The organism is Lysinibacillus alkalisoli, from assembly GCF_014643595.1.
Classification (GTDB): domain Bacteria; phylum Bacillota; class Bacilli; order Bacillales_A; family Planococcaceae; genus Metalysinibacillus; species Metalysinibacillus alkalisoli.
Genome location: NZ_BMJT01000017.1, coordinates 1 through 22,219 on the forward strand (window position 1 = coordinate 1; position 22,219 = coordinate 22,219).

Annotated in this window: 24 protein-coding genes; 17 read left to right on the forward strand and 7 right to left on the reverse strand. The window is 37.5% G+C overall.

Annotated elements, in window-relative coordinates; translation table 11 throughout:
• Positions 1-296 precede the first annotated feature (296 nt).
• On the reverse strand, positions 297-1,097 hold the full coding sequence (locus IEW44_RS15320; protein WP_188615941.1) for an alpha/beta fold hydrolase: 801 nt from the start codon (positions 1,095-1,097) through the stop codon (positions 297-299).
• 199 nt (positions 1,098-1,296) lie between these two features.
• Between IEW44_RS15320 and IEW44_RS15325 the strand changes: the two genes are divergently transcribed.
• From IEW44_RS15325 to IEW44_RS15335, 3 genes are all read left to right on the forward strand, one after another.
• Complete coding sequence (locus IEW44_RS15325; protein ID WP_188615942.1) at positions 1,297-1,584, forward strand: type II toxin-antitoxin system RelB/DinJ family antitoxin; 288 nt, start codon at positions 1,297-1,299, stop codon at positions 1,582-1,584.
• Complete coding sequence (locus IEW44_RS15330) at positions 1,574-1,909, forward strand: MazF family toxin-antitoxin system (protein ID WP_188615943.1); 336 nt, start codon at positions 1,574-1,576, stop codon at positions 1,907-1,909. The genes IEW44_RS15325 and IEW44_RS15330 overlap by 11 nt, the downstream gene beginning before the upstream one ends.
• A 438-nt stretch (positions 1,910-2,347) precedes the next feature.
• Positions 2,348-2,884, forward strand: a complete 537-nt coding sequence (locus tag IEW44_RS15335; RefSeq protein ID WP_188615944.1) for a hypothetical protein — start codon at positions 2,348-2,350, stop codon at positions 2,882-2,884.
• 23 nt (positions 2,885-2,907) lie between these two features.
• Here IEW44_RS15335 and IEW44_RS15340 read toward each other — a convergent pair whose 3' ends face one another.
• Together IEW44_RS15340 and IEW44_RS15345 are read right to left on the reverse strand one after the other, a co-directional pair.
• Complete coding sequence (locus IEW44_RS15340; protein WP_188615945.1) at positions 2,908-3,123, reverse strand: hypothetical protein; 216 nt, start codon at positions 3,121-3,123, stop codon at positions 2,908-2,910.
• The gene (locus IEW44_RS15345) at positions 3,113-3,313 is read right to left on the reverse strand and encodes a hypothetical protein (protein WP_108307216.1); all 201 of its coding nucleotides are present in this window, start codon (positions 3,311-3,313) and stop codon (positions 3,113-3,115) included. The genes IEW44_RS15340 and IEW44_RS15345 overlap by 11 nt, the downstream gene beginning before the upstream one ends.
• Positions 3,314-3,538: 225 nt before the next feature.
• Here IEW44_RS15345 and mobQ point away from each other — a divergent pair, with 225 nt between their 5' ends.
• The 14 genes from mobQ (at position 3,539) to IEW44_RS15415 (ending at position 16,941) form a co-directional block, all read left to right on the forward strand.
• Positions 3,539-5,494 carry a MobQ family relaxase gene (mobQ, locus tag IEW44_RS15350; protein WP_188615946.1) on the forward strand — a complete coding sequence of 652 codons (1,956 nt, stop codon included), beginning with the start codon at positions 3,539-3,541 and terminating at the stop codon, positions 5,492-5,494.
• Between the two features lie 269 nt (positions 5,495-5,763).
• Positions 5,764-6,093, forward strand: a complete 330-nt coding sequence (locus IEW44_RS15355; protein ID WP_188615947.1) for a CagC family type IV secretion system protein — start codon at positions 5,764-5,766, stop codon at positions 6,091-6,093.
• Between the two features lie 65 nt (positions 6,094-6,158).
• Positions 6,159-6,491, forward strand: coding sequence for a conjugal transfer protein (locus tag IEW44_RS15360; RefSeq protein ID WP_188615948.1), 333 nt, complete (start codon positions 6,159-6,161; stop codon positions 6,489-6,491).
• A 15-nt stretch (positions 6,492-6,506) separates the two neighbouring features.
• Complete coding sequence (gene trsD, locus IEW44_RS15365) at positions 6,507-7,166, forward strand: TrsD/TraD family conjugative transfer protein (protein ID WP_188615949.1); 660 nt, start codon at positions 6,507-6,509, stop codon at positions 7,164-7,166.
• A gap of 11 nt (positions 7,167-7,177) precedes the next feature.
• A complete protein-coding gene (locus IEW44_RS15370; protein WP_229704271.1) occupies positions 7,178-9,118 on the forward strand; it encodes a VirB4 family type IV secretion system protein in 1,941 nt (646 codons plus the stop codon).
• Positions 9,119-9,267: 149 nt separating this feature from the next.
• Positions 9,268-10,599: a type VII secretion protein EssB/YukC gene (locus IEW44_RS15375; protein ID WP_188615951.1), complete on the forward strand. Its 1,332-nt coding sequence runs from the start codon at positions 9,268-9,270 to the stop codon at positions 10,597-10,599.
• A 3-nt stretch (positions 10,600-10,602) separates the two neighbouring features.
• On the forward strand, positions 10,603-11,619 hold the full coding sequence (locus tag IEW44_RS15380; RefSeq protein WP_188615952.1) for a bifunctional lytic transglycosylase/C40 family peptidase: 1,017 nt from the start codon (positions 10,603-10,605) through the stop codon (positions 11,617-11,619).
• Entirely contained in the window at positions 11,616-12,170 is a 555-nt protein-coding gene (locus tag IEW44_RS15385) for a hypothetical protein (RefSeq protein WP_188615953.1), read from the forward strand. Before IEW44_RS15380 ends, IEW44_RS15385 begins: the two co-directional genes overlap by 4 nt.
• Entirely contained in the window at positions 12,167-12,631 is a 465-nt protein-coding gene (locus IEW44_RS15390) for a hypothetical protein (RefSeq protein WP_188615954.1), read from the forward strand. Before IEW44_RS15385 ends, IEW44_RS15390 begins: the two co-directional genes overlap by 4 nt.
• Positions 12,570-14,093, forward strand: a complete 1,524-nt coding sequence (locus IEW44_RS15395; RefSeq protein WP_188615955.1) for a VirD4-like conjugal transfer protein, CD1115 family — start codon at positions 12,570-12,572, stop codon at positions 14,091-14,093. The genes IEW44_RS15390 and IEW44_RS15395 overlap by 62 nt, the downstream gene beginning before the upstream one ends.
• 2 nt (positions 14,094-14,095) lie before the next feature.
• Positions 14,096-14,932, forward strand: a complete 837-nt coding sequence (locus IEW44_RS15400; protein WP_188615956.1) for a conjugal transfer protein TrbL family protein — start codon at positions 14,096-14,098, stop codon at positions 14,930-14,932.
• Positions 14,933-15,004: 72 nt separating this feature from the next.
• On the forward strand, positions 15,005-15,346 hold the full coding sequence (locus tag IEW44_RS15405) for a hypothetical protein (protein ID WP_188615957.1): 342 nt from the start codon (positions 15,005-15,007) through the stop codon (positions 15,344-15,346).
• 54 nt (positions 15,347-15,400) lie between these two features.
• Positions 15,401-15,583: a hypothetical protein gene (locus IEW44_RS15410; RefSeq protein ID WP_188615958.1), complete on the forward strand. Its 183-nt coding sequence runs from the start codon at positions 15,401-15,403 to the stop codon at positions 15,581-15,583.
• On the forward strand, positions 15,583-16,941 hold the full coding sequence (locus tag IEW44_RS15415; RefSeq protein WP_188615959.1) for an ArdC-like ssDNA-binding domain-containing protein: 1,359 nt from the start codon (positions 15,583-15,585) through the stop codon (positions 16,939-16,941). Before IEW44_RS15410 ends, IEW44_RS15415 begins: the two co-directional genes overlap by 1 nt.
• A gap of 183 nt (positions 16,942-17,124) precedes the next feature.
• On the opposite strand, the gene IEW44_RS15420 is transcribed toward IEW44_RS15415, so the two are convergent.
• The 4 genes from IEW44_RS15420 to IEW44_RS16155 all read right to left on the reverse strand — a co-directional run bounded on the left by IEW44_RS15420 (position 17,125) and on the right by IEW44_RS16155 (position 21,412).
• On the reverse strand, positions 17,125-18,102 hold the full coding sequence (locus IEW44_RS15420) for a hypothetical protein (RefSeq protein WP_188615960.1): 978 nt from the start codon (positions 18,100-18,102) through the stop codon (positions 17,125-17,127).
• A gap of 122 nt (positions 18,103-18,224) precedes the next feature.
• Positions 18,225-18,875, reverse strand: a complete 651-nt coding sequence (locus IEW44_RS15425; RefSeq protein WP_188615961.1) for a hypothetical protein — start codon at positions 18,873-18,875, stop codon at positions 18,225-18,227.
• A 9-nt stretch (positions 18,876-18,884) separates the two neighbouring features.
• Positions 18,885-20,231: an AAA family ATPase gene (locus IEW44_RS15430; RefSeq protein WP_188615962.1), complete on the reverse strand. Its 1,347-nt coding sequence runs from the start codon at positions 20,229-20,231 to the stop codon at positions 18,885-18,887.
• Between the two features lie 974 nt (positions 20,232-21,205).
• On the reverse strand, positions 21,206-21,412 hold the full coding sequence (locus IEW44_RS16155) for a transposase (RefSeq protein ID WP_229704272.1): 207 nt from the start codon (positions 21,410-21,412) through the stop codon (positions 21,206-21,208).
• Between the last annotated feature and the right edge of the window lie 807 nt (positions 21,413-22,219).

A 22,219-nucleotide genomic window follows, 5' to 3' on the forward strand; every position in this document is an offset into this window, starting at 1 on the left:
GATGATACAACTTGGTACAGCTGCATCATGAGCGGAATGAAACGTGGCAGATTCAGTTGGAAGGGGGTCCAGTTTAACTGGGACGATTGTTAATTGATGTGTAGGCATAGGAATGGCACCTCCTTTGATTGATACGTCTATCGTACCGGAGGTGCCAAGTGCTTTATATGCGTTATTTGATTACGGGCTTACCTAAAAGCAGCTGGACATTCCTTGTCTCAGCTGCACGTGGAAAGGCTCCCAAACCTACCATTTGGGAACATTATTAGAAGATTAAATTCATAAATTATACAATCTTATTTATTCTCAACTTTATTTGATAAAAATTGATAATGATCCTCTAGTATTTTCGCAACTGCTGCTGTGTTTGTTAAAGGTAGATAATGTTGACCATTTTCAATAATATATACTTTGGTTTGCTCAAATTGTTCATTGAAAATAGAAGATTTATTTAGAGATAGCTCATCTGCCGAAGCTTCTGCAATCAATAAAATAGTCGGAATAGCTATTTTTTTTAAGCAATAATTTATGGAACTAATTTCTTCTGATAAAAAATTATAAGCTACTTCACTACAATGGTGCGCATAAAAATCGCCCTGTTTAATATAATTGTTCAGAAAATATGTTTCAAAATTAGTGTAAGCTTGATTTTCAAGATTAGGCATTGAATATGTTAATTCCTTAATGGCCTCCTTGATATCTTCAAAATTTTCAATTGTAGAAGGTAGCTCTACATTCTCGTGTGATTCATTTCGTTCACCTAAAAAATAATGCCCACCATCTAATAAAGCTAATGAACGAACATATTCAGGGTACTTAGAGGTAAATGCTTGAATAACCCAAGCTCCTAAAGAGTTTCCTAAAAAATGTGCTTTATGGATATTAAGTAATTCAAGTGTTTGTTTTATGTATTCACAAAAAGAAGGAATTGAATAATCATTTAATGGTTGCTTATTACTCCCAGGTAAATCAAATACTAACCACTTATATTTATTCATTTCATTAGCTAATGGTTGAAACATTTCTTTGCGTTCCCCTAGAGCTGGAATAGCAATAATTATCTCTTTAGAATTTGTATTTCCATAAAAAGCATACATATATGTTTAACCCACTTTCTAAACTGTTATTTCTAAATTATAACATTGGGTTTACTAACTTTCTTTATAAAGAATTAATTAACATTGGTGTAAAATCGTTCCCAAAGCGCTGTTTGGGAATCTTTGTTTGCTCAATTCTTGTTTAAAAACTCTAATTGTAGTATATTAAGAGTATAATATGAGTGAAGGAGGAGTCTTTATGACTACTATTGAGCATGTGAATGAAAAAAAACGTGTACAGGTTCAAGTAGATCGTCAATTAGCTGAACAGGTAGAGCATATTCTAGATGCAATTGGCTTAACCCCGACAACTGCGTTAACGGTTTTTTACAAGCAAATTGTCAATCATGGAGGCATTCCATTTGCACTGGAAGCGTCAGAACGTGACAAAGCGACTGCAAAATTAATGGCTGCCACTCGAAAGCAACCTGTTACAAGAATGAACAAAGAACAATTTGAAGCGTGGTTAGAAGAAGATGAATACTAACGATGTGGGCTTTGCCTTTGTGTCATTTAAGGGGGCAAAGGGTGGCAAAGAAAGACCGATTTTTATCGTTGAAGTGACCGAACAAGACATTGTGTTTTATTCGATCACTTCTCAGTATGAAACGAAATCACCGGCTATTCAGCGTCAGTATTATCAAATTGTGCAATGGCAAGAAGCTGGGTTAAAGAAGCCAAGTTGGATTGATATCGGTTCGAAGCGAGTGGTTGAAAAATCGATGTTGGCATTTGATGTCGTTGGGGAGCTAAGTACTGAAGACATTCAAGGACTAGCTGATTTTATTGAGCATTACACGCGTATTAATTAATACAAGATCCGCTTGAATTATTTATAGGTGTTTCGGTATACGTCTGGGAAGGTGCATTTTCACACCGATTCTCCTGTTGTTGTCGAAAATCCGAAAAATATTTGTCAGATGCGCGTGAGAACGCTAGTATGGAAGTAATTAAAAATCGAGCGTAAAAAAAAGAAGCTACCCATCACAGCCGCTAAAAGGGATTGCAGTCCCTACTAGTAGCTCCAGGTAGCTTCATAAACGATCGAACTCTGCCTTCGTTCGTTTTGATAAGCCCATCTTAAAGGATTTTCTGCCTAAAAACAAGCGTTTCAGCAGAAGAGAAGAGAGCAAATGAAAACGACTGAAAAAGTTGTCTTCGTTTGCTTTTTTTTACGCCTAAAAGAGAGAACGCGACATGGGCTTACCACACATTCACGAAAAACTCGTACACGATTTACGATTAATTGATTGGCAAACATTGTTCATCCAACAGCTGATGGCTACGTAACGGTTGCGACACGTAGTAAAACAGGGTGGAAAGAACAGCACTATCCCGTTGATATTTGGCATAACTATATCGTGCAGCAAGACGACATTGACTGTTACTACACACCGAATACCGTCTACAAGCCGCACCGAACAGCAGAGAATGCGCGCCATATTAATGCGTTTTATGTTGATCTAGACTTTTATAAATATGCGTTATCGTTTGAGGAAACGCTGGAAGCGATTGAATTTTTAGTGCGTACAGAGCGCTTATTAGAGCCAACGTTTATTGTGCATTCGGGGCAGGGCATGTATTTGTTTTGGCAAATTGAGAGTGTACCAGCGAAATATAAACAGGTGTTGAAGCTATTTGGCCACATTCAAACGTTTTTAATCGACACGTTGAAAGAGTTAGGTGCCGATCCACACGTCAAAGATGTGGTGCGTGTGTTACGTGTGCCAACGCCCATCAATACGGGGTACAGCGTTAAACAAAAAATAATCCTTCACTCTAGTTAAGAGCAAACGATTATCTTTTGGTGTTATTTTCTTTTAACGAAGTTAGCGTAAGTCGCAAGGAGCTTTTCAGTTTCTTCAACGGAGAGGTCGTAAGCGTTGAAGTACTTTTCTAACAGTGCTCCTTTTTGAATGAGGCGTCGCGTACGTGCTCGTCTTTTAGCATTATCTTTTAGGCGATTAATATCAAGTTCTAATTGGTGTTTTTCGGCAAGCAGCTGTTGCATGGTTTTAATGGTCATGATAATCCTCATAGAGCGTAGTTAATGTCAGTACAATTTGATCGAGCGCTTCTTTGTTGAGGTCTTCGTATTTGAGATTAAGTTTGCTAATGAGTTGTTTGCCGAAATAGTGGTCGAGGGCTTCTTGGCTGTCACGAATCTGTTGCTTCAGTTGTTCCATGCGGGCGAGTTTCTTTTTAATATCGTTCATAGACATAAACTCCTTTTCATGAAATTTATGAAGTGAGTACCTTCATTAGAGCAAGGAGACAGACAGATGTAAAGCGAGATAACTTGAGAAATGGACATCCCTTAAGGGCGCACTTATACACCATGTGCTACGCAATGGTGTCGTGCTTCAAGACGAGTTCTTAGAAGTAGCCAGAGAGGGGTTTTGCCTTTATACTAAAGCCAAAAATTAAAGGGAAGGGTGCCTGTGGCAATTTATCATTTCTCGATGCAAGTCATTTCAAGAGGGAAAGGTCAGTCTGTGGTAGCGAGTGCTGCTTATCGTAGTGGTGAGAAGTTATTTAATGAGCGCTATGATAAGGTAAGTCACTATCAAAATCGTGAGGTTAAACCTGAAACGTTTATTTTAAAACCGTCGCATGCGCCAGAGTGGTGTTTAGAGCGTGTACGCCTTTGGAATGAAGTAGAGCATATTGAGAAAGCGAAAAATGCCCAGCTTGCTCGGGAGTTTAATGTTGCTTTACCCATTGAGTTAACGAACGAAGAGCAACGTGCATTACTTGTTAATTTTGTCGACAAGACGTTTGTGGCAGGAGGTATGGTAGCAGACGTAGCTATTCATAGAGATGATCCGCAAAACCCGCATGCGCATGTATTATTAACAATCCGTCCGTTTAATGAAGATGGCAGTTGGGGTGCGAAAGCTAAGAAGGAGTACTTACTTGATGATGAAGGCAATTTCACTTATACCAAAAGTGGCGCAAAGCGTTCTCGTAAAATTACAACGACTAACTGGGATGATAAAGAGACGCTCGCACGTTGGCGGAGTGCTTGGGCGTTTTATGCCAATCAACATTTGCGGCTAGCAGGTCATAGTGTGACCATTAGTGAAAAATCGAATGAAGCGTTAGGCAAGGTAGAGGAGCCTTCTATACATGAAGGTTTTACTGCACGAAAACTAGCTAAGCAAGGTGAATTTTCAGATCGGGTAGCCATCAATGAAGAAATTAAAGCGCGTAATAAAGCGCATGTAAAGCTTGATGAAGTGAACCAACGTCTTGAGCGTATTACTAAGCATGAACGGCGATTTACTGCGCTCACACCAGCAGAACGTACGGAGTTAAAACAACTGGCCAAAGTGTTACGGATGTATATTGCCGTTGATACATTAGAGGATAAGAAAAAAATCTTAGCGCGTTGGCGTAGTAAGCTTGATGTACAAGAAGATTTTGAAACAGTCGAACCTAAAGTATGGGCAAGTTTACAACAGCAAGAACAAGCGCATAAGCAGGCAACAGCACTACTTACAAATGAAGCAAAACGGATTATGACAACACACTATGGTAATAGTTTAAATAGTGACTATTTAAATCGTATGGTAGTTTCAGAAATGTCTCGTTTAGGGCGTCCCTTAAACGAACAAGAACTGCGTACATTTTGCGAGGCGCATCGTGAGGAAGAATTGATTGAGGAACTTGAAAAAATCACGCAACAACCGCTTATTACAGCGACGACAGCACGAGAGCGTTTAACGGAATTACAACGAGATCCCCTAGCGAATGCTGAAGAGAAAAAGCTATTGGTGTTAGCCTTAAAATTATTCGATGACTATTATGATGAACAATTGGAGAAGGTGCTACCTTCGTTTAATAAAAAGCGTACGCCTTTACAAGAAAAAGAGTGGCTTGTGGCAGCTATTCATTATTACGGTAAGCCTATGCTTAGCGAGCTTCTTACAACGAAAAGTGAGGTGCCCCTTACAAAGTATAGCTCAGCCGAATTGCAACTCGTAAAAGGCTATTTACAAAGCGAGCGAACGTATTTTTTAGCCCAACAACGAGGTAGCAATGACAGTGCTGAAGAAGTGTTTGCTTTTACACAAAAGATGCCAGAGCGTTTAGTGAAAGATGTGCAACACCCTCGCTACCAAAGTTTTGTTTTAAGCGAGTGTCTTGCTCACGGCATTTTAACAACAGATGAAGTAATGACACTAGCCAGTGCACTGCGAGCTCATAACGAACAAGGCGAAACGGTTTATTTTAATGAAAGCTACGGAGGAAAATTATATCCTATGGCACCACCAACGCAACTTCTAAATCAGTTATTACGTGGACAAAATTTGACGCAAATCTTATCGGATTTGGAGCAACAAGAAAAAATAAAACAACAGCTGCAAAAACAAATTAAACGCAAAAAACGATAGCTAAAATTTGGTTATTTTGCATGAAGTATTTCGTAAACGTTAGACGAATTTGTGGTTGTCTCATGTAACATTATTATCAATTTTCTAAATATTACATCTTTTACATGGAAAATAAAAACTGAACTTTATAGAATAAGAATATAAAGTTGGAAATGCTGATAGATGGTTAGTTGGGTCAAGCAGTCGGTGGTGTAGAAGTGAGTGCATCGATTGTGGACGTAAACTAATTCATTTATCAGCATTTTTTATTAGAGAAAGAGGGAGTGTGTATGACAGCAAAGCGTTTCGTTTTTCTTATTATGTGTAGTGCTATTTTACTTGTTATTGTGAGTGAGCCTGTGCAAGTGTTGGCAGCAGCAGGTCAGGTTCAAACGAAGTTAATAAATGCGGCCAATGTCGTCAAAGGAATTTTAACTGCACTTGTTGTATTAGTTGGCATTTGTGCGGCGCTATTTATCATCATTAAACGGATGCCTTCAGCTGATGATCCTCACGAAAAAAATGAAGTATTTAAAAGTGTAGGGCGTGTTTGTGCACTCGTTGGTTTAGCGGCAGCTGTGATTTGGTTACTGCCTTGGATGTACTCTTTATTCACATAAATGCAAAAGTAGAATTTTACACTTTTGCAAAGAAGATTTTTCTACTTCTGATAGAAGGTGATAGTATGGCGGATTATAAGGGTAAGAAGTTTGTTTATCCTGAGAATGTAGAGTCCAGTTATGGTGTTTTCCTTGGTATTACGTTAAAAGAATTGTTAGTGATTATTTTACCTATTAGTGCAATTGGTGTGATGTTACTCGCTTTACCTCCACGTAATGTGTGGTTGATGTTAGTGAAGTTTACGCTACTTATTTTAGTACTTGTAGTTGTCGTTGCTTTTTTAGCATCACGTCCCGTAGCGAGTCGCAAGAATATTCGTTACCAAACGATACTGAAATTAAAAGGAGCGTATGCTAAACGCCAAAAGCGATTTTTTATAGCTGAGAAGAAGAAATAAGGTAGGTGAGGTGAGTTGAAGAAATGGTTTAGTAAAAAACAGCAAGAGGATTTTTATAGCTTCGATTTTACGCCTACACCTCTTGCGAAAGGGCAGTCGAGCTTACAAGAGATGTCGCTCATTCAAGCGCAGTACCAAGATTATTTTGTGACAAAGCGAGGCTATTTAGTCGCCCTCATTCAAACGAGTGGTATTAACCTTGATTTACTCACAACTACGGAACAAGCTGATGCCTTTGACGAGTACAATGCGTTTTTAATGGCAACGCTCGGTGATGTTGATGGCGAGGTGCATCAGTATTTAGATATTACGATGCCTGTATATTTACAAGAATACATTTTGTTTTGGCAACAACGGTATTTGCAAGAACAAGAAAAGCCTACACCTAATGAGGCAAAGCTAAGTTTACTTGCGAGTTATATTGATTACTACAGTACGCTAGCGAGTACGAGCGAAATGACGACGAAGCAACATATTGTCGTACTGCATACCAAAATTGCAAAGCGTACGTACCCAGCATTAGAGCAAGCAGCTCATCAACTAGAAGAAAAGGTTAGCTCTTTTATTCGGCAATTAGAGGCGGCTTTGGTGACGTATGATATGACAGCTAACCAGTTAACCGCAAGAGAGAGCCGAGCAATTTTACAGCATCTGCTTAATTTTTCTCAACACTAGGAGGGATGAGGATGAAATGGTTACAACAACCACCTACAAACGCAAGTGAAGTAGATTTATTTGATGTGTTAGATAAGACAGGGCTTGATAGTATTTATCCCTTTGTGTGGGAAGAGTACCCTGATCATATCCAGTCCGGTGACAATTATATTCGGGTGTTAGCGATTGTAGATTATCCAAAAAGTCGTTATGGTAACTGGTTATCTGAACTCAAGCGTAAGAAGGGTAATATTTCGATTGTGCAGTTTTTAGCTTCATCCAATGCTACTAAAATGGTGGAGCACTACAATAAAACAATTAAAAATAAACAAGCCGAATTATTAAAAACGTTTGACCCTTTACGGAAGCGCCAAATTGAAAAACAAATTGAAGCAGCAGAGCTTCAGTTAAATAAGTACCTTGAAAACGAATCGAGCTACATTTACCAGTACACCTATATTTACTTGCAGGCGGCATCATTAGAAGAACTCAATATTTTAAGTGACTCTATGCATAACACGCTGATTAAACTTCAACTGAAAAGCATGACGCCTATTAAAGCGATGTATCAAACTTTTTGGAGTGCGATGCCTATTTTAGAAAATTTACTAGAGGAGTACACGTATAAGCAGTCTAATACCGAGGCAGCAAGCAGTATGTTTCCTTTTGATGATGCGGAGATTTTACAGCTAAATCCACGCAGTGATGTTGAGGGCATAAACAAGGATACAGGCAGCTTAATAGCCATTGATTACTTGGACCGAAAAAACACACTTAACCAAAACATGGTGGTAATTGGTACGAGTGGTGTTGGTAAAACAACCTACTTAGTACAAAAAATCTTACGCTATTTCGCACGTGGCGTAAAAGTTTATATTATTGACCCAGAGGATGAGTATTCAGCGATTGTAGAGTATCTAGGCGGAACGGTAGTTCACCTTAGCAGTAATGCCACAACTAAAATTAATCCGCTCGAAATTTACTCCGAACAAATTATTGATGATGGACAACCCGTAGTAATGGAGATGGTCATTAAGGACAAAATACAACGCATTTTAGGCTTCTTTCAAGTATTGAAAAGTGATATTACACAAGTAGAGAAGGCGATTTTAGATACTGTGTTGTACAGCGTCTATGAGAAATATGGTGTCCTTGCACATGGACATTTTAGTGAATTGAAAAGTGAAAGTTATCCGACATTAAAGGAAGTTTATGATGAAATCGAACAGCTACGAACAACCGACAAAGAGCGCTTTTTACGTATTGAAGATTTTCACTATATTTTAGAGAGCTATGTGAAGGGCAGTAAAACGATTTTTACAGGGCACACCAATATTAATTTAACAGCTGATTTAGTGTCTTTTGATTTGAAGGCTTTGCAAAATGAAATTGAAGTGCAAAGTGCTGCGTATTTAAATACCTTTAGCTATTTATGGGACAACATTACGCAAAATAAAACGGAGAATATTAAGCTATTTGTCGATGAGTTTCACTTTTTAACATCCAACCCTGATGCTGCAAGCTTTTTCTTTCAGGCATATAAACGTTTTCGAAAATATAATGCAGGTGCAATTGCAGGTACGCAACAAATCCAAGATGTGTTAGAAGGTACGATGCAGGGCGGACGTAATGTTGGCGAAGCGATTGTAGGTAACAGTTATACGAAAGTATTTTTTGGCTTAGATAATAAAGGCGTCGATGATATTGTGCAAAAGTTGCGTATGAATTTTAGTGATAAAGAGCGTAAATTGTTAGAGCGCAGAAAGCAAGGGGAGGCACTTATTATTCATGGCACCCAGCGAGCTTTTATGAATGTGCAACTGACAGAGGAAGAATTACGTTTAAAAGATCCCGTTCGTTATGAGGAAGTATATGGTGCATCCGCAACAACTGTACCACAATATAGTGAACGAATTGTAATGACAGAGATGGAGCGTCAAGAGGCGCTTAACTTCAACTTCTCGCAAAAGTAGATATTTCTTCTTTTGATAAGTAGATAATTAAACTTGTGTTAAGAAGAATTTTCTACTTATGTAATGCTTTTAAACGTTGATTTAAAAGGCTTTTAATATGTTGTAAACAAAAGTGGAAATTTCCACTTCGTTGAAAGTAGGTGATGGCTATGACGCTCAAGATTTACAACCTCCCATTTGGTAGCGTCACGATTAATGAACAAGAAGTGGTTGTTACTGTTGCGAAGAAAGAATTTACTCATACAGATTTTCATTATCCGCACGTTGAGATGACTCATATTTTACCCATGACACAACAGCAAGAGCATGAGCAGAGCATTCATTTTCATTACGAAAAGCCGCCTTCTGTACATTCTATGATGAAAGTAAAAGATGAGGACCAGCTGGTGAAAATGGGGTTGGTAAAAGCAATTTTAGAAGAAGCTGTAGCCCAAAAAATTACTCATTATGTGAGCTTGCATCCTGCCACATTACTCTATCGCCCGATGTTTACGGTGTACTATAGTTACCTCGCAACAGAAGGTATGCCTTATGAGCCAGAGGAAATGCTAACACGTTATAAGGCGTTGGCGCTCTTTATTTTAACACCGCAAAGCTATGATACATGTTTAACCAAACTTACGATGTTACCTGAGCGTAAACAGCCCTTTCTTGCTTCATTAATTGATGCGGATAGCTTAGATGAGATGCAACGTTTAGCCGCAGAGGCTTACGATTATATGAGTTTTCGGCAAATCGAACAAGTACAACGTGAACGTAAACGTACAAGACGAAATTGGCTACTCATTAGTGCCTTGCTTATTGTAGTAGCACTCGCTGCTGTAAGTTACGTTAAACAGCAAGCTAATGAGCAACAAGCGCAAGCTGTAGCTACGATCGAGCAAGACTATAAGGAGAAAGAATTAGCAAAGCAAGCTGATACGGCATTTGAAAGTGGTGACTATGATAAGGCAACAAAGCTTTATTTAAAGTTGGGTGAAAGTGAGGCGCAAATTGCCGAGCGCTTAATAGCAAAAGAAGCGTACCAACAAGCATTAGCTGTCTTTCCTAAAAGCTTAGAGCAAGTTATTGAAGCATTAACCGAGCGTGAGCAACTCGCTCAACTTTTAACACTAACCATTGACGAAAAGCATGAAGAACTTGCCCAGCAACTGACAACCGAAAAAGCCATCGTAGCCTTTGATACAACCAAAATGATGGCAGACTTACCTTTTGTGATGAATGAGCCAACGTTAGAACGGATGGCCAAACAGTACTTAGCCCAAAAAGATATTGCGGGAGCAAAGGAAGTGCAGCGTAAAACGCAAAGTGAAGCACTCGCAAAGGAAATTGAACAGAAGGAAGCACGCATTGCATTAAAAGAAGCGAAGGCAAATTACCATGCGACCGAGCAAAGCGATGCCACTAACAAACAAGAGTTACTACAAATTCAACGTACCAAAATTAAAGAACTGGAGGAGAAACTTAAAGAGGGGGAGTAGCTTATGCAGCTATTACTCGCAAAGCTCCTGATGACAAAAGGAGGGCGGACGCTATTAAGCATTGTTGTTGTGGTAGTGATGCTGTTTTTTCTAATGATAGCGTCTTTACTACTTACCGAACAAAAGTCACCTAGCTTTATGCCAGGTAGTAATGTTTCAGCCGCAGTCCTTCGTTATCAAGCGCAAATCCAACACGAACTTGAAAAGTATCAGTTAGGTGAACATTTAGCGCTAGTTCTTGCGATTACGATGCAAGAAAGTGGCGGTAATACGAGCCTTGATGTGATGCAGTCGAGTGAGAGTATTGGGCTGCCACCTAATACGATTACAGACCCCATTCGTTCGATTGAAATTGGCGTGAAGCATTTTCATAACGTTATTACCTTAGCAGAGCAAAAGAAAGTTGATATTAATGCCGCAGTGCAAAGTTATAACTACGGTACGGGCTACTTAGATTTTGTGGCGGCAAATGGTGGCAAACATAGCGAGGCGCTGGCGAAACAGTTTTCGTTAATGGAAGCGAGTAAACTCGGTTGGGCAAGTTATGGTGATCCGTTATATGTCGCTCATGTGATGCGTTATGTTGGTGCTGAAAATGGCGCTGTTGCCACAATGAATGGCAGCTACAAAGTGATTTACGATGAAATGATGAAATACCAAGGCTACCCTTACGTATTTGGCGGGGCACATCCACAAACATCCTTCGATTGTTCGGGCTTAATGCAGTGGGCGTATGCCAAAGCAGGCATTCAGTTACCACGTACAGCCCAACAGCAATATAATGTGTCGCAAAAAATTGGTTTAGACCAGTTACAGCCAGGTGACTTTGTCTTTTTTACTGGCACATATGATGCAGGTGAACCTGTTAGTCATATCGGGATGTATGTAGGGCAAGGCAAAATGTATAACGCTAATGGTCAAGGGGTGGTGTTTACGGATTTAGCCGATAGTTATTGGCAAGCGCATTTATATGGCTATGGACGAGTGGCGAATTTTTCTGCAGGGGGTGAGGCAAAGTGAAACATTATATTAGTTACGGCTTATTGGGTATTGCGCTCATTGTATTAGGAGCAACGCTTTATGTTGTGCAGCAAGACAAAACAAAGCTTGAGCACAAGTTAACGAAAACAGAACAACAGCTAACGACACTATCAGCAACTCTCGAAGAAGAAAAGCAAGTGGCAGGGTTACAAGTAAAAGGGGCAGAGGTTACATTTGTACAAGATTTCTTTCACACGTATTTAAACTATGACAATGCATCGTATACAGGTCGCTTTGACGCACTTTCTACAATGGCGAGCGCTGAAGTGATAAGTCGGTTAAAAGGTGCATCTTCACTCGCCCCTCCTGTTGTTAAAATGAAAAACGAGCTTGAAAAAGTACAACTTTATTTAGATCCGACAACGCCGCATCATTTTTTAGTGTATACCACAACGAATTATTATATTGATGGTTCGCTTGTGAATCATGGCAATCAATTGTATGAAGTGGAGATTAGTAAGGACAGCGACCAGTACCGCATTGAGCGCTTTATTATGAAGGGCAATATGACGGAGGTGGACGGTGTATGAAACGACTGATTTTTGGCTTACTCGGCTTTGTCGTTGTAGAAGTACTCATCATTATTGCTGTTACGGCTTTTATGACGTTTTCCAACTTAAAGGAAGCGACTACAGGTGAAGCAATTGTAGAAGCACTGCTTTTGTTTGTTCAGCATCCCATTACACAGCTAAAGGCGCTTATGAATCCGTTATTTATTTTCCTAACAGGTGCTAATGCACTGTATATGATTTGGCTACAGTTCACAGCAAAAACAAAAAATACAGGATGGCGCGTACATGAGGCTAATGCTTATCACGGCTCGGCACGTTGGGGTAAGCCAAGAGAAATTGTAGATGACAATCATTTTTTACAAGCAGAGCGTGAGGTACAGCAAGCATTTTTCGCATCGCTAAAGGAGGCGAAGGACAATGGAGGGCATGATACTCGGGCTTTATCAAAACAAGGTATTGATTCAGGCGAACAGCGCTAAACCCAATCGTAATATTATGGTCGTAGGTGGGCCAGGTAGTTATAAAACGCAGTCCTTCGTTATTACCAACGTCCTTTACGAAACCAACAATAGCCTTATCATTACAGACCCGAAAGCTGAAGTGTACGAAAAGACCGCAGCCATTAAGGAAAAGCAGGGTTATGAAGTGCACGTTATTAACTTTATGAATATGAGTACCAGTGACCGCCATAACCCACTGGATTACGTACGCAAGGAAACACAAGCGACTACTGTTGCGACTAAGATGGTTGATAGCGCCAATAAAGACGGCAAAAGAGACGTATGGTATTACTCACAGCGTGCACTGTTAAAAGCGCTAATTCTCTATGCCATTTATGAATTAGAACCGAAAAAACGTAATATGCGAGGGCTGCTTGAGTTTCTTCAAACCTTTGATACCGATGATTCCAAAGGTGAAAGTGAATTAGATAAGCAGTTTTTATTACTTGAATTTACACACCCTGCAAGACGAGCCTATGAACTAGGTTATAAGAAAGCAAAGCAAGAAATGCAAGGCAGTATTATTGTTTCCATGCTGACAACCATTTCGGATTATGTGGATAGCGAGGTAGCCGAATTTACGAGCTTTAGTGATTTTCATTTAACGGATATTGGGCAACGTAAGATTATGCTGTACGTCATTATTCCGCTTATGGATCAGTCGTGGCAAGGCTTAATCAACTTATTTTTTAGCCAACTCTTTAATGAGCTTTATGACTTTGCGAGTTTGCATCATGCAAAGCTACCACGCCCTGTCACGATGATTTTAGATGAGTTTCCGAATCTCGGTAAGTTTGAAAACTACGAAGAATTTTTAGCTACATGCCGGGGCTATGATATTGGCGTTACGACGATTGTACAAACGATTACCCAATTACAAGACCGTTACGGTGAAAAGAAGGCAGAGTCGATTTTGGGGAATTGTGCGACGAAGATTTGTTTGAACGCTGCTAATCGAAGCACTGCTAATTATTTTAAAGATTTACTTGATAAGGCAACGGTTAAAGTGGAAACAGAATCTGCCTCTAAACAGCATGGGCGTGATAGTACCTCAAGTAGTCAAAGTGAAAGTGAAAGCTATACGGCACGTGATTTGATGACGGCAGGCGAGATTATGCAGATGGCAAGTGATGAGAGCATTATCCTTTTTGCTAATAAACCACCCATTCGAGCGAAAAAAGCATTTCAATTTAAGCTATTTCCTGACGTCACTACAACGTATCAAATTAATCAAGCAGATTACCGAGCTAAACCTTCAGCTAGCCAGCTTGACCGCCTTGCGACTGCACAACAGCTATTTGAACAAGAAGCACAAGCCAAAGAAACGGCACGTAAAGAGCGCCTGTTTGAAGAACAAACACCAACCTTTGATGATGATTTTGAAGACTTTCATGGCTTTGAATTTATTGATCAACAAGTAGCTGAGGAAGGAGGAGACTAGGCATGCTTAATATTAAGGAAAGCATTATGAATATGCTGAACGAATGGCTGGAAGACATTTTGACCGCTGTTTTTAAGTTTCTCGCTGAGGTGCTATTTAGTCATGAAGCATTGAGTGGTTTGTTTTTAGATGTTTATGGCATTTTTGCGGTACTCGGTGGCGTACTACTCGTAGCGATTGTATTATTTCGCATTGTAACCGCCTTAATGAGTGAGGCGGGCGGTCAAGAAAGCAATATCGCAGACATTATTATTAGCGCCTTAAAAGCGAGTGTTATGGTTTTTTTATTGCCAGTCATCTTGTATTTTGTAGTAAGCGAAATGCTTTACCCTTTAATGGATTATATGTTTCATGACATTGCCGACAGCTCCTCCGACTTAGTATCAAATATGTTAGCGACTTCATTTGTGACAGGTGTATTTCCTGCAGGTTCGATGGCAGCGATTTTATTAATGCTATTTCTGGTGATAGTGTTTTTATTTTTTACAATCAAAGTTTGTGTATATCACGTAGATTTAGTGATTTTAGAAATCTTTAGCGTTTTTGCGGCAGTGACGATTGCGACAGAGAATTATGATTTTAGTGAAATATGGTGGCGTGAGTTTTTAAGCCAAATTGTGAGTATCACGACGCAAGTATTATTAATGGCAGCGATTGTGTACTTACTTGCGAATTTAAACAGTTGGTATGAATTTATGTTGATTATCGGTAGTGGCATTTTAATTATTCGTGGTCCAAGCGTTTTACGCTCGATGTGGTATTCGAGTGGAGCCGCACGAGGTGGCTTATCTGTTGGTAAAACAACAACTCGTTTAGCCATGATGAAGTTATTGCGTTAGGACTTCTTTTCATAAGTAGAATTATCTACTTATGAAAAGAAGAAAATTCTACTTATGAAAGGTAGTGAAGTTATGAAAAAGCTTAGTGTACTTTGGTTACTCTTACTATTGGTTGGCTGTGGCAATGCTAGTAGTAGCTTAGAGGGTGAATGGTTGGGCACAGATAAAAACGGTGGTGGCGGTAGAGTGACATTTAATGAAGACCACAGCGTGCTAGTTGAAATGGGCTTACTTAACACCTCGTATCAATGGGATGTTGAAGACGATATTTTACTTTTAAAACGTAATGACAAAGTAGCGTACAAATATAAAATTGATCAGCAAAATAAAGACAATATTACCCTGCAAGAGTTAGATGAAGAAGGCAAGGTTGGCGAGGGTAATGATATTCAGCTTAATAGAAAACAAAAGTAGAAATTTACACTTATGCTAAGTAGAAAATTCTACTTATGAAAAGGAGTGAGTGAGATGTATCGAAAAGAAGAAATTATGTATAGCGAATTGCCGATTGTAAATACCAAATATGATTATTTATTAATAGATGAAGTGCCTAATTTATTGGATTATGTGATTGCTGCGTATTTTGAAGTAGAAGGCGAGGACGGTCAAGATTACTACGTTCCCCTTTATGCAAAAAGAGGTGAACGCTAATGCCAGACGATTATGTTGCGATGTTGACGGATAAAGTACAGGAGCAATTGCTGCAGTTTGCGAATGAGGAAGACTTTAAGCAGTATTTACGTTTTCTACCGAATATGAGCCAGTATTCTTTAGAGAATCAGTTACTCATTTATACGCAAAATCCGAATGCTCGGCATTTAGCAGGTTTTCAAGCGTGGAAACAACAAGGACGTGCGGTGACAAGAGGTGAACGTGCCATTCGTATACGTGCGCCAATCTTTGAACCACGTGAAGTGCGAGATACGACTAAACAAGCAAATGCGGAAGCGAAGGTAGTGCCGTTTTTAGTCGGCTATAAATGGGTCAGCGTTTTTGATATTGCACAGACAACAGGACCTGAAGTAAAACGAGCGAACGATTTTGTGAATTCACATTTTGCTTCGAACGAACAGGCAGCCATGTTATATGGCCGCCTAAAAGATTATTTAAACGAGATGACACCACTCACCATTACGAGCCAAGCATACACGCTAGCCGAAAGCCGAGGATACTATGTGCGGGGTGACGAGCGCATTGTCATTAATGAGGCGGAGCCAAGTGGTGTCGCCAAACTTAAGACGTTATTCCATGAGTATGCCCATGCACAAATGCATCATACCAATAGTGCTTATATCAACTTGCCACGTGGTCATAAAGAAGCGCAGGCTGAAGCCGTAGCTTATAGTATGATGGCGCACCTTGGATTTGATACGAGTGGGTACTCGCTTGGTTATATTGCTACGTGGGCAAAGTCACCTGAGACGATGAAACAAGCACTGAAAGAAATCCGTGAAACCTTACAACAAACCATTCCGATTGTAGATCGGCTTACGTACCCTCGTCTTTCGCAAAATCTCGCACAAAAGGTTAACGAAACGAGCCAGTCATACAGTGTATTGCTTTCACAAGCGCAACTACGTGTCTATTTGCCAGCCATTGTAGAATTGCACCACGTAACCGCAATCGAAGCGTATGACCGTACTACAAGTAGTATTGCTTTATTAAAATATCACCCTGTAGCCAAAATGCTTTTTGATGACCAAGGCATGCTAGTGAAGACAGACCGTTTAGAGCAGCGTAATGTGCTACTGCTCAATGTGCTGGATACTACTAACCAAGCTAAGAAACACTTTAAGCGTTTCAATGAACAGTTTACGCTACAAGACGGAAATGAAGGTGTTAAGCTAACGCATAATGACACAGGTACTGTCATTGCAACGTATGCAGATTTGGCTGAAGGAAAACATAAAGTAAACCAATTGATGACGCAGGAATGTGTGTTGCAAGGGAGAGAGATGGGGGTGGCGAATACAACCAACAAACTATCTGTTGGGAACATTGATGTTTAAATTTGCAAATAACTCTATATTCTTAATTCAACATATCTATTTTTATAAGATAACCAAGCTTATAAAAGTTTTTAATATTTAATGAAACAATTGAACTATAAAAAATGATAATAAAGTTATTTCATTTTAACCTAAAAAATACAATAGACTTCTGTCTAATTGAATAACAGAAGTCTATTAAAGTTATTTAAAGTACTCGTCAATATTAGATTCAGCAACCTTATTAACAGTTACTGGGCCTGATAGTGTTGGTAAAGAATCAAAATTAGGTGCTATAACTTTATAAAATTCCTCGTATAAATCAATTAACTTATTGCCATATTCAATAGCTTCGTTATAAACATCTTTTAAGCTAACTATTGTGTCTAATCGTAAATAGTCAATTGCCTTAAACTCTTCACCGTTGATATAATTTATATCCACCAGGTATTCATTTTTAAAGTTATCTACAGTCTCATTCATGTTATTTACAATGCAATAAACTACTTCATTAGGGTTTGCTTGTTCAGTAGCATAATTAGTAATACAGAAAGATTGATTCTCTTTTTTTAAATCTATTGTCGTATCACCTATTTTAACATTGAATTTTTCAACTTTTTCTCTTAACTCGTCAAATACAATAGTATTATTATGTTTCATTTGATTTGCTAATGTTCTAATGGTAAATGGCTTATTAGCGTTAAAAATATAGTTATCCTTAAAGTCTTTAATTTCACTTTCTAAGGATTTTATTGCTGTATCTGTATGATTTAAGAGATATTTTCTAACTTTTTTTTCATCACACCTTTTTTCTGCAGTTGCAACCCACTTGTTACTATTACGGGTGATGTCATTCTTATTTTTCTTATCTCTTAAGGCGCCACCTAAATTGTAGCTTTCCCAAATACGATAGTAAAACCAAGGTACCTGCAATAGTAAATCGTATGAATTATTTAATTCTAAAATAGCGTGCCTTATATATACTGATTTTATAAAACTATGAAGTTTTTCTTTTGAATCATATTCTTTTTCATTTGCATATACTAATGCTAAATTAGCGTGTCTTAATGTTTGTTCAAAACTTAAAAACTTACCTACTGCTATGCGTGTATCATGTCCTTCATGTTCCATATAATTATCTGGCGTAGATAACTTAATTATTTTCTCTAAATTTAAGACCAATTCAACCTCTCCTACTTTATCCTTCTAACAATTCACACAAATTCTCTTTTTTGTTTATAATTCAATAGATGTTAATTTAAAAATTCCTTAAATAACTACTTTATTTTTAAAAGACATTATAATTATTGAGCCATATTTTCATGATAATAGTAATCTATTTCTTCTTGAAACATAAGTTTAGGATTTTTTATATTTAGCACTTCAATTCCTTGTAAGGTCTCTCTTAAAGTTATTAAATATTGGTCTTTTATATCTGAATTATTAGCTAGAGTCTCTAGCATCAAACCTATTCCCTTAGCTTCGTCTTTTTTGGAATCCACTACTACAATAAATTCACTAGTTATCTCATCTGAAAACTGTTTTTTTTGTTTCTTGGTTAAAGCAATTTGCTTGATTTGAAAAATAATCGTTAGTATACATAGACTATGAAAAATCTTATCGTTTAAATTGAATTTATCTATTTGTTCATAGATTGCTGTTGTTGCATCTTCTTCGGATAAATCTTCATGCCTAAAACAAAATTCTTCTATACCCTTTAACTCAATAAAATCTAACCGTTTTTTTTCTGGAATTATTTTTAATCCATCACAAGATTTTAATTCATCAAATCCTAAAGAATGTTTATTAAATCCCTTAAAAATATCACACTTTATCGCATCAAAATCTATTACTTCTACCTTAGCTTCAATTCTATTATTAGTATCTAAATCTTTTAAATTTCTAACCTGAAATAGGCCGATTTTTTTCCCATTTTCCAAAAGAGTCTGTAGCATATTATTCTCCTATAGTAACTTTTTTAATGGATCTGATAGTTTTTTAAATATTGAATTTAAATTATCATCCACATTTATTATTTGTGTATTTTTTCCACATTCTAACTTCTCAGCTAAATAAAAATGAACTTTAGTAGAAATCTCCTTTTTATCAGAGTAATACTTCAATGATTGAATTATATATGGACTATGTGATGTTACTAAAACTCTAACACCTAATCTAACTAACTCTACAATAATTTCACAATATTGAACTTGCCATTTAGGATGTAAATGGATTTCAGGTTCATCTATTATTAGTAAGCTTCTATCATTAATTATTTGCGCCTTTAATAACATCTGAATCACGCTAAACGATTTAATACCTGATGCTACATTTGATGTTTTGAATGAATATGTTTCATTTTGAAACTCTCTTTCAAATAAGAATTCATCATGGTCTTTATCAAATAAACTTTCACCATCTATAATGTTGGAAATTCCTTCTATAAATGTTTGGCCTAAATTATCATCTATCTCATCATAATAAGTAGAGTCAACCATTTTAGAGATTAAATCTTTAAAATGGAAAGGTATTGAAGGATTGTTACTTTCTTTACGATAATTTATTGTTCTTTTATCATTAGTAAATATTTTTGATTCAGCAATCGTTCTATACATTTGAAAAATTAAAGGTGATTCTATATACGTAGCATCTTCAATTTCAAGAGGTGTTTCAGAATATGTAGCGGTTTTAATAATATTTTTAGACAAAACTGCTTCTAATAATGCCTCACCATTTTCTTCGTATATAATCTTCCCAAATTCTTTGGTAAATTTATTATTTAGGTCTGTTCCAAATTCAGATTTCAAAGCCAACATTACAGATCTGATAATGTATCCTTTAGGATCTCTTAATGAGCCCACAGTTCTAGTTAATTCATTAATTAAAGGTTTTATTTCTTCAAATGCTTCCAATGACATATTAATATCCTGTGCTTCAGCTTCTAATCGCTGAATATATAATTGAATAAATTTCTCTAAGCCTAAATAATCCTCCATATTTAACAATCTCAATACGTCTCTTCTGACTCTTGGAGGATAAATTCTGCTGCTTGAAAAGCCTAAATTCACTTGCCCATGTTCCTTCGTTAACTCTCTGAATTTAAAATAAATAGCATCAATATTATCATCAATTTGAGTAAATTTATCTTCTTTAAAGTCCTTATGGTGATTATTCATACCTTTGATAATTGAAAAAGCAGTTTTACCTACAGTGCTTTTCCCGGTATCATTTTCTCCTGCAATTACGCTCAAACCTTCTAATTTTACAGTAGCATTTTTCACTAAACCAATATTATTTATAGTTAATTCCATACTTACAACTCCTAGAATCTAATTTTAGATTTAATTAAATATTAAATACTAATTTTAACTATCTTCTCTGTATAATTTATAGTCTTAGTATATACTAACTAATACCAGCTTACCTGGAAATATTGGAGATTTTAGTTTCTTTATTTGTTATTTTGAAAAATAAAAGTTTTGCTCTATGTTGTTTGTCTTTGGTTCCATTTAAATCCATATATTTTTCATCTCACGCTCCGCTATTAACTAATTTATCAGATACATCGTAACAGTTCCTTTATTACTCATGGATATAAAATCACATACTAAACTGGAAATTGATTTTTTCTCCCTCTCAACTTTAATTGCTCTTAATTTTTTTCAGAAAATAGTACAACTTCAGCAATCACATATTTCCTCTCTGTCACACCATCACTCCAATAAACAAAACGTTTCGTTTGCGAAAATTCCTTCAAGTTTCCTTGACTAATGTTGATTGACTGTACTTCCGGAAAATCTTACAACGTCTGGATAACTTTTATAAAGTCACCTAACTCACCGTCAATTTGAACAGCTATTGAAGACTGTTGCTCTAATCCTCAATACCTGTAATCAGATTTGCTACTATTAATAGCTTTTCTTATTCTATTTCTAATTTTAAATGACTACATAGCTCTTTTTGCGGCATAGAACTCGCTGTATCGATCTTTACGATGTAGGCATATATACTGTGTTCTATTTCTACAATTCGAATGCACACCTTCAATCTCAAATTTCTCAATGACACGTTCTTTTAATAACTAGTCCTTCATTTTGATTGTTCTAGCAAGTTCAACCAACCCTTCTCCTTTATCTACGGTTAATAAAAAACCCGTTGTCCTCATAATAGGCTCATGCGTTTTTGGGTCTGTAGGATGTTTAATTCCTAACTCATCTACAATGAAAATTATTTCTTCCAACGGTAGTAAGGGAAATTAGTCTCGAATATCAACGACAAAATCTAATTATTCAGTTAAATAGAAGTAGTTTCGTTCCAAATCAGATAAAAATTCATGTTGCCGTTTTGTTTTAATACCTTTTAAACGTGTAGATCTTCCAAGTGAAGAGACAAATTGAATCTTCATCCAAGGTTTATAATCTGAACCTACTCCAGATCCACAAACTTCTTTAATCCACTGTTCAACTTTAGATGTTTTAACTCTTTTCGACATAAAAACCCCCCTTTAGACAAATATAATCTATAGAGGCTTTTCATCGCAACTTTATTTCAAAGCTACAGGTAAGAAAAGAACCCAATCTTTTAATTGATGAAAATGATTAGTTAAATCTAACATAGTATTGTGAGTGAAAATTATTTAATTAACCCCTAGAAAGGTTTAATATTTTTAAAAGAGTTATTTAAGCGCCATCCACTACCCCCTCATAGCCAGCACAAGACGCTTGGTTTGAGGGGGTACGTGTCGCTTTGGCATTAAATTCCCCGATAATCAGGCGCTGTACGCTTGCAGCTACAGCGCCTAGATTCCTGTTGAATTTGCGCTGGGACGCCATACCAAACGAGGCGAAAAGCATAAGGGCAAGAGGTAGAGACTGCGAAGGCAGTCTCTTTTTTATTGCTTTTTTTCGATTTCTTTCGCCACTTTAATAGCTAGCAACCGCACTAAGCGAGCTGCAGGTCAGATTCTGCCTAACCTACCGCTAGCTAAGTGCGGGCAATCCTAGCGCAAGGAACGTCAAATTTTTTTGTTGAGGGCGCTTTGCTACAAAAAATTTTGAGCTATTGCAGGCAATTCCTTGCCCTACGCTTGATGCAGCCATTCGGTGGCTCCTAAGAAATCGGAAAAAATTCAGCCTTCCGACTTCAGTTGGTGGCTCAAGCCATCAAAAAACAAAGGAGGAAAACATTATGACAAAACAAAACACAACCAACCAAGCCATGTCCCTTACGCCTGTGTATGAAATTATCCGCCTTAAAGCTGAACGTCGCAAATTACCGAAGAAGTACCTTGCTGAAAAGC

Excerpts from the sequence above, each read along its gene's own strand:
- IEW44_RS15395 (WP_188615955.1), top strand. The coding sequence starts at position 12,570 with ATGGAGGGCATGATACTCGGGCTTTATCAAAACAAGGTATTGATTCAG.
- IEW44_RS15345 (WP_108307216.1), bottom strand. The coding sequence starts at position 3,313 with ATGAACGATATTAAAAAGAAACTCGCCCGCATGGAACAACTGAAGCAA.
- IEW44_RS15410 (WP_188615958.1), top strand. The coding sequence starts at position 15,401 with ATGTATCGAAAAGAAGAAATTATGTATAGCGAATTGCCGATTGTAAAT.
- IEW44_RS15390 (WP_188615954.1), top strand. The coding sequence starts at position 12,167 with ATGAAACGACTGATTTTTGGCTTACTCGGCTTTGTCGTTGTAGAAGTA.
- IEW44_RS15380 (WP_188615952.1), top strand. The coding sequence starts at position 10,603 with ATGCAGCTATTACTCGCAAAGCTCCTGATGACAAAAGGAGGGCGGACG.
- IEW44_RS15370 (WP_229704271.1), top strand. The coding sequence starts at position 7,178 with ATGAAATGGTTACAACAACCACCTACAAACGCAAGTGAAGTAGATTTA.
- IEW44_RS15375 (WP_188615951.1), top strand. The coding sequence starts at position 9,268 with ATGACGCTCAAGATTTACAACCTCCCATTTGGTAGCGTCACGATTAAT.
- IEW44_RS15325 (WP_188615942.1), top strand. The coding sequence starts at position 1,297 with ATGACTACTATTGAGCATGTGAATGAAAAAAAACGTGTACAGGTTCAA.
- IEW44_RS15415 (WP_188615959.1), top strand. The coding sequence starts at position 15,583 with ATGCCAGACGATTATGTTGCGATGTTGACGGATAAAGTACAGGAGCAA.
- IEW44_RS15425 (WP_188615961.1), bottom strand. The coding sequence starts at position 18,875 with ATGCTACAGACTCTTTTGGAAAATGGGAAAAAAATCGGCCTATTTCAG.
- IEW44_RS15320 (WP_188615941.1), bottom strand. The coding sequence starts at position 1,097 with ATGTATGCTTTTTATGGAAATACAAATTCTAAAGAGATAATTATTGCT.
- IEW44_RS15355 (WP_188615947.1), top strand. The coding sequence starts at position 5,764 with ATGACAGCAAAGCGTTTCGTTTTTCTTATTATGTGTAGTGCTATTTTA.
- IEW44_RS15340 (WP_188615945.1), bottom strand. The coding sequence starts at position 3,123 with ATGACCATTAAAACCATGCAACAGCTGCTTGCCGAAAAACACCAATTA.
- IEW44_RS15400 (WP_188615956.1), top strand. The coding sequence starts at position 14,096 with ATGCTTAATATTAAGGAAAGCATTATGAATATGCTGAACGAATGGCTG.
- IEW44_RS15430 (WP_188615962.1), bottom strand. The coding sequence starts at position 20,231 with ATGGAATTAACTATAAATAATATTGGTTTAGTGAAAAATGCTACTGTA.
- IEW44_RS15330 (WP_188615943.1), top strand. The coding sequence starts at position 1,574 with ATGAATACTAACGATGTGGGCTTTGCCTTTGTGTCATTTAAGGGGGCA.
- IEW44_RS15360 (WP_188615948.1), top strand. The coding sequence starts at position 6,159 with ATGGCGGATTATAAGGGTAAGAAGTTTGTTTATCCTGAGAATGTAGAG.
- IEW44_RS15405 (WP_188615957.1), top strand. The coding sequence starts at position 15,005 with ATGAAAAAGCTTAGTGTACTTTGGTTACTCTTACTATTGGTTGGCTGT.
- IEW44_RS16155 (WP_229704272.1), bottom strand. The coding sequence starts at position 21,412 with ATGTCGAAAAGAGTTAAAACATCTAAAGTTGAACAGTGGATTAAAGAA.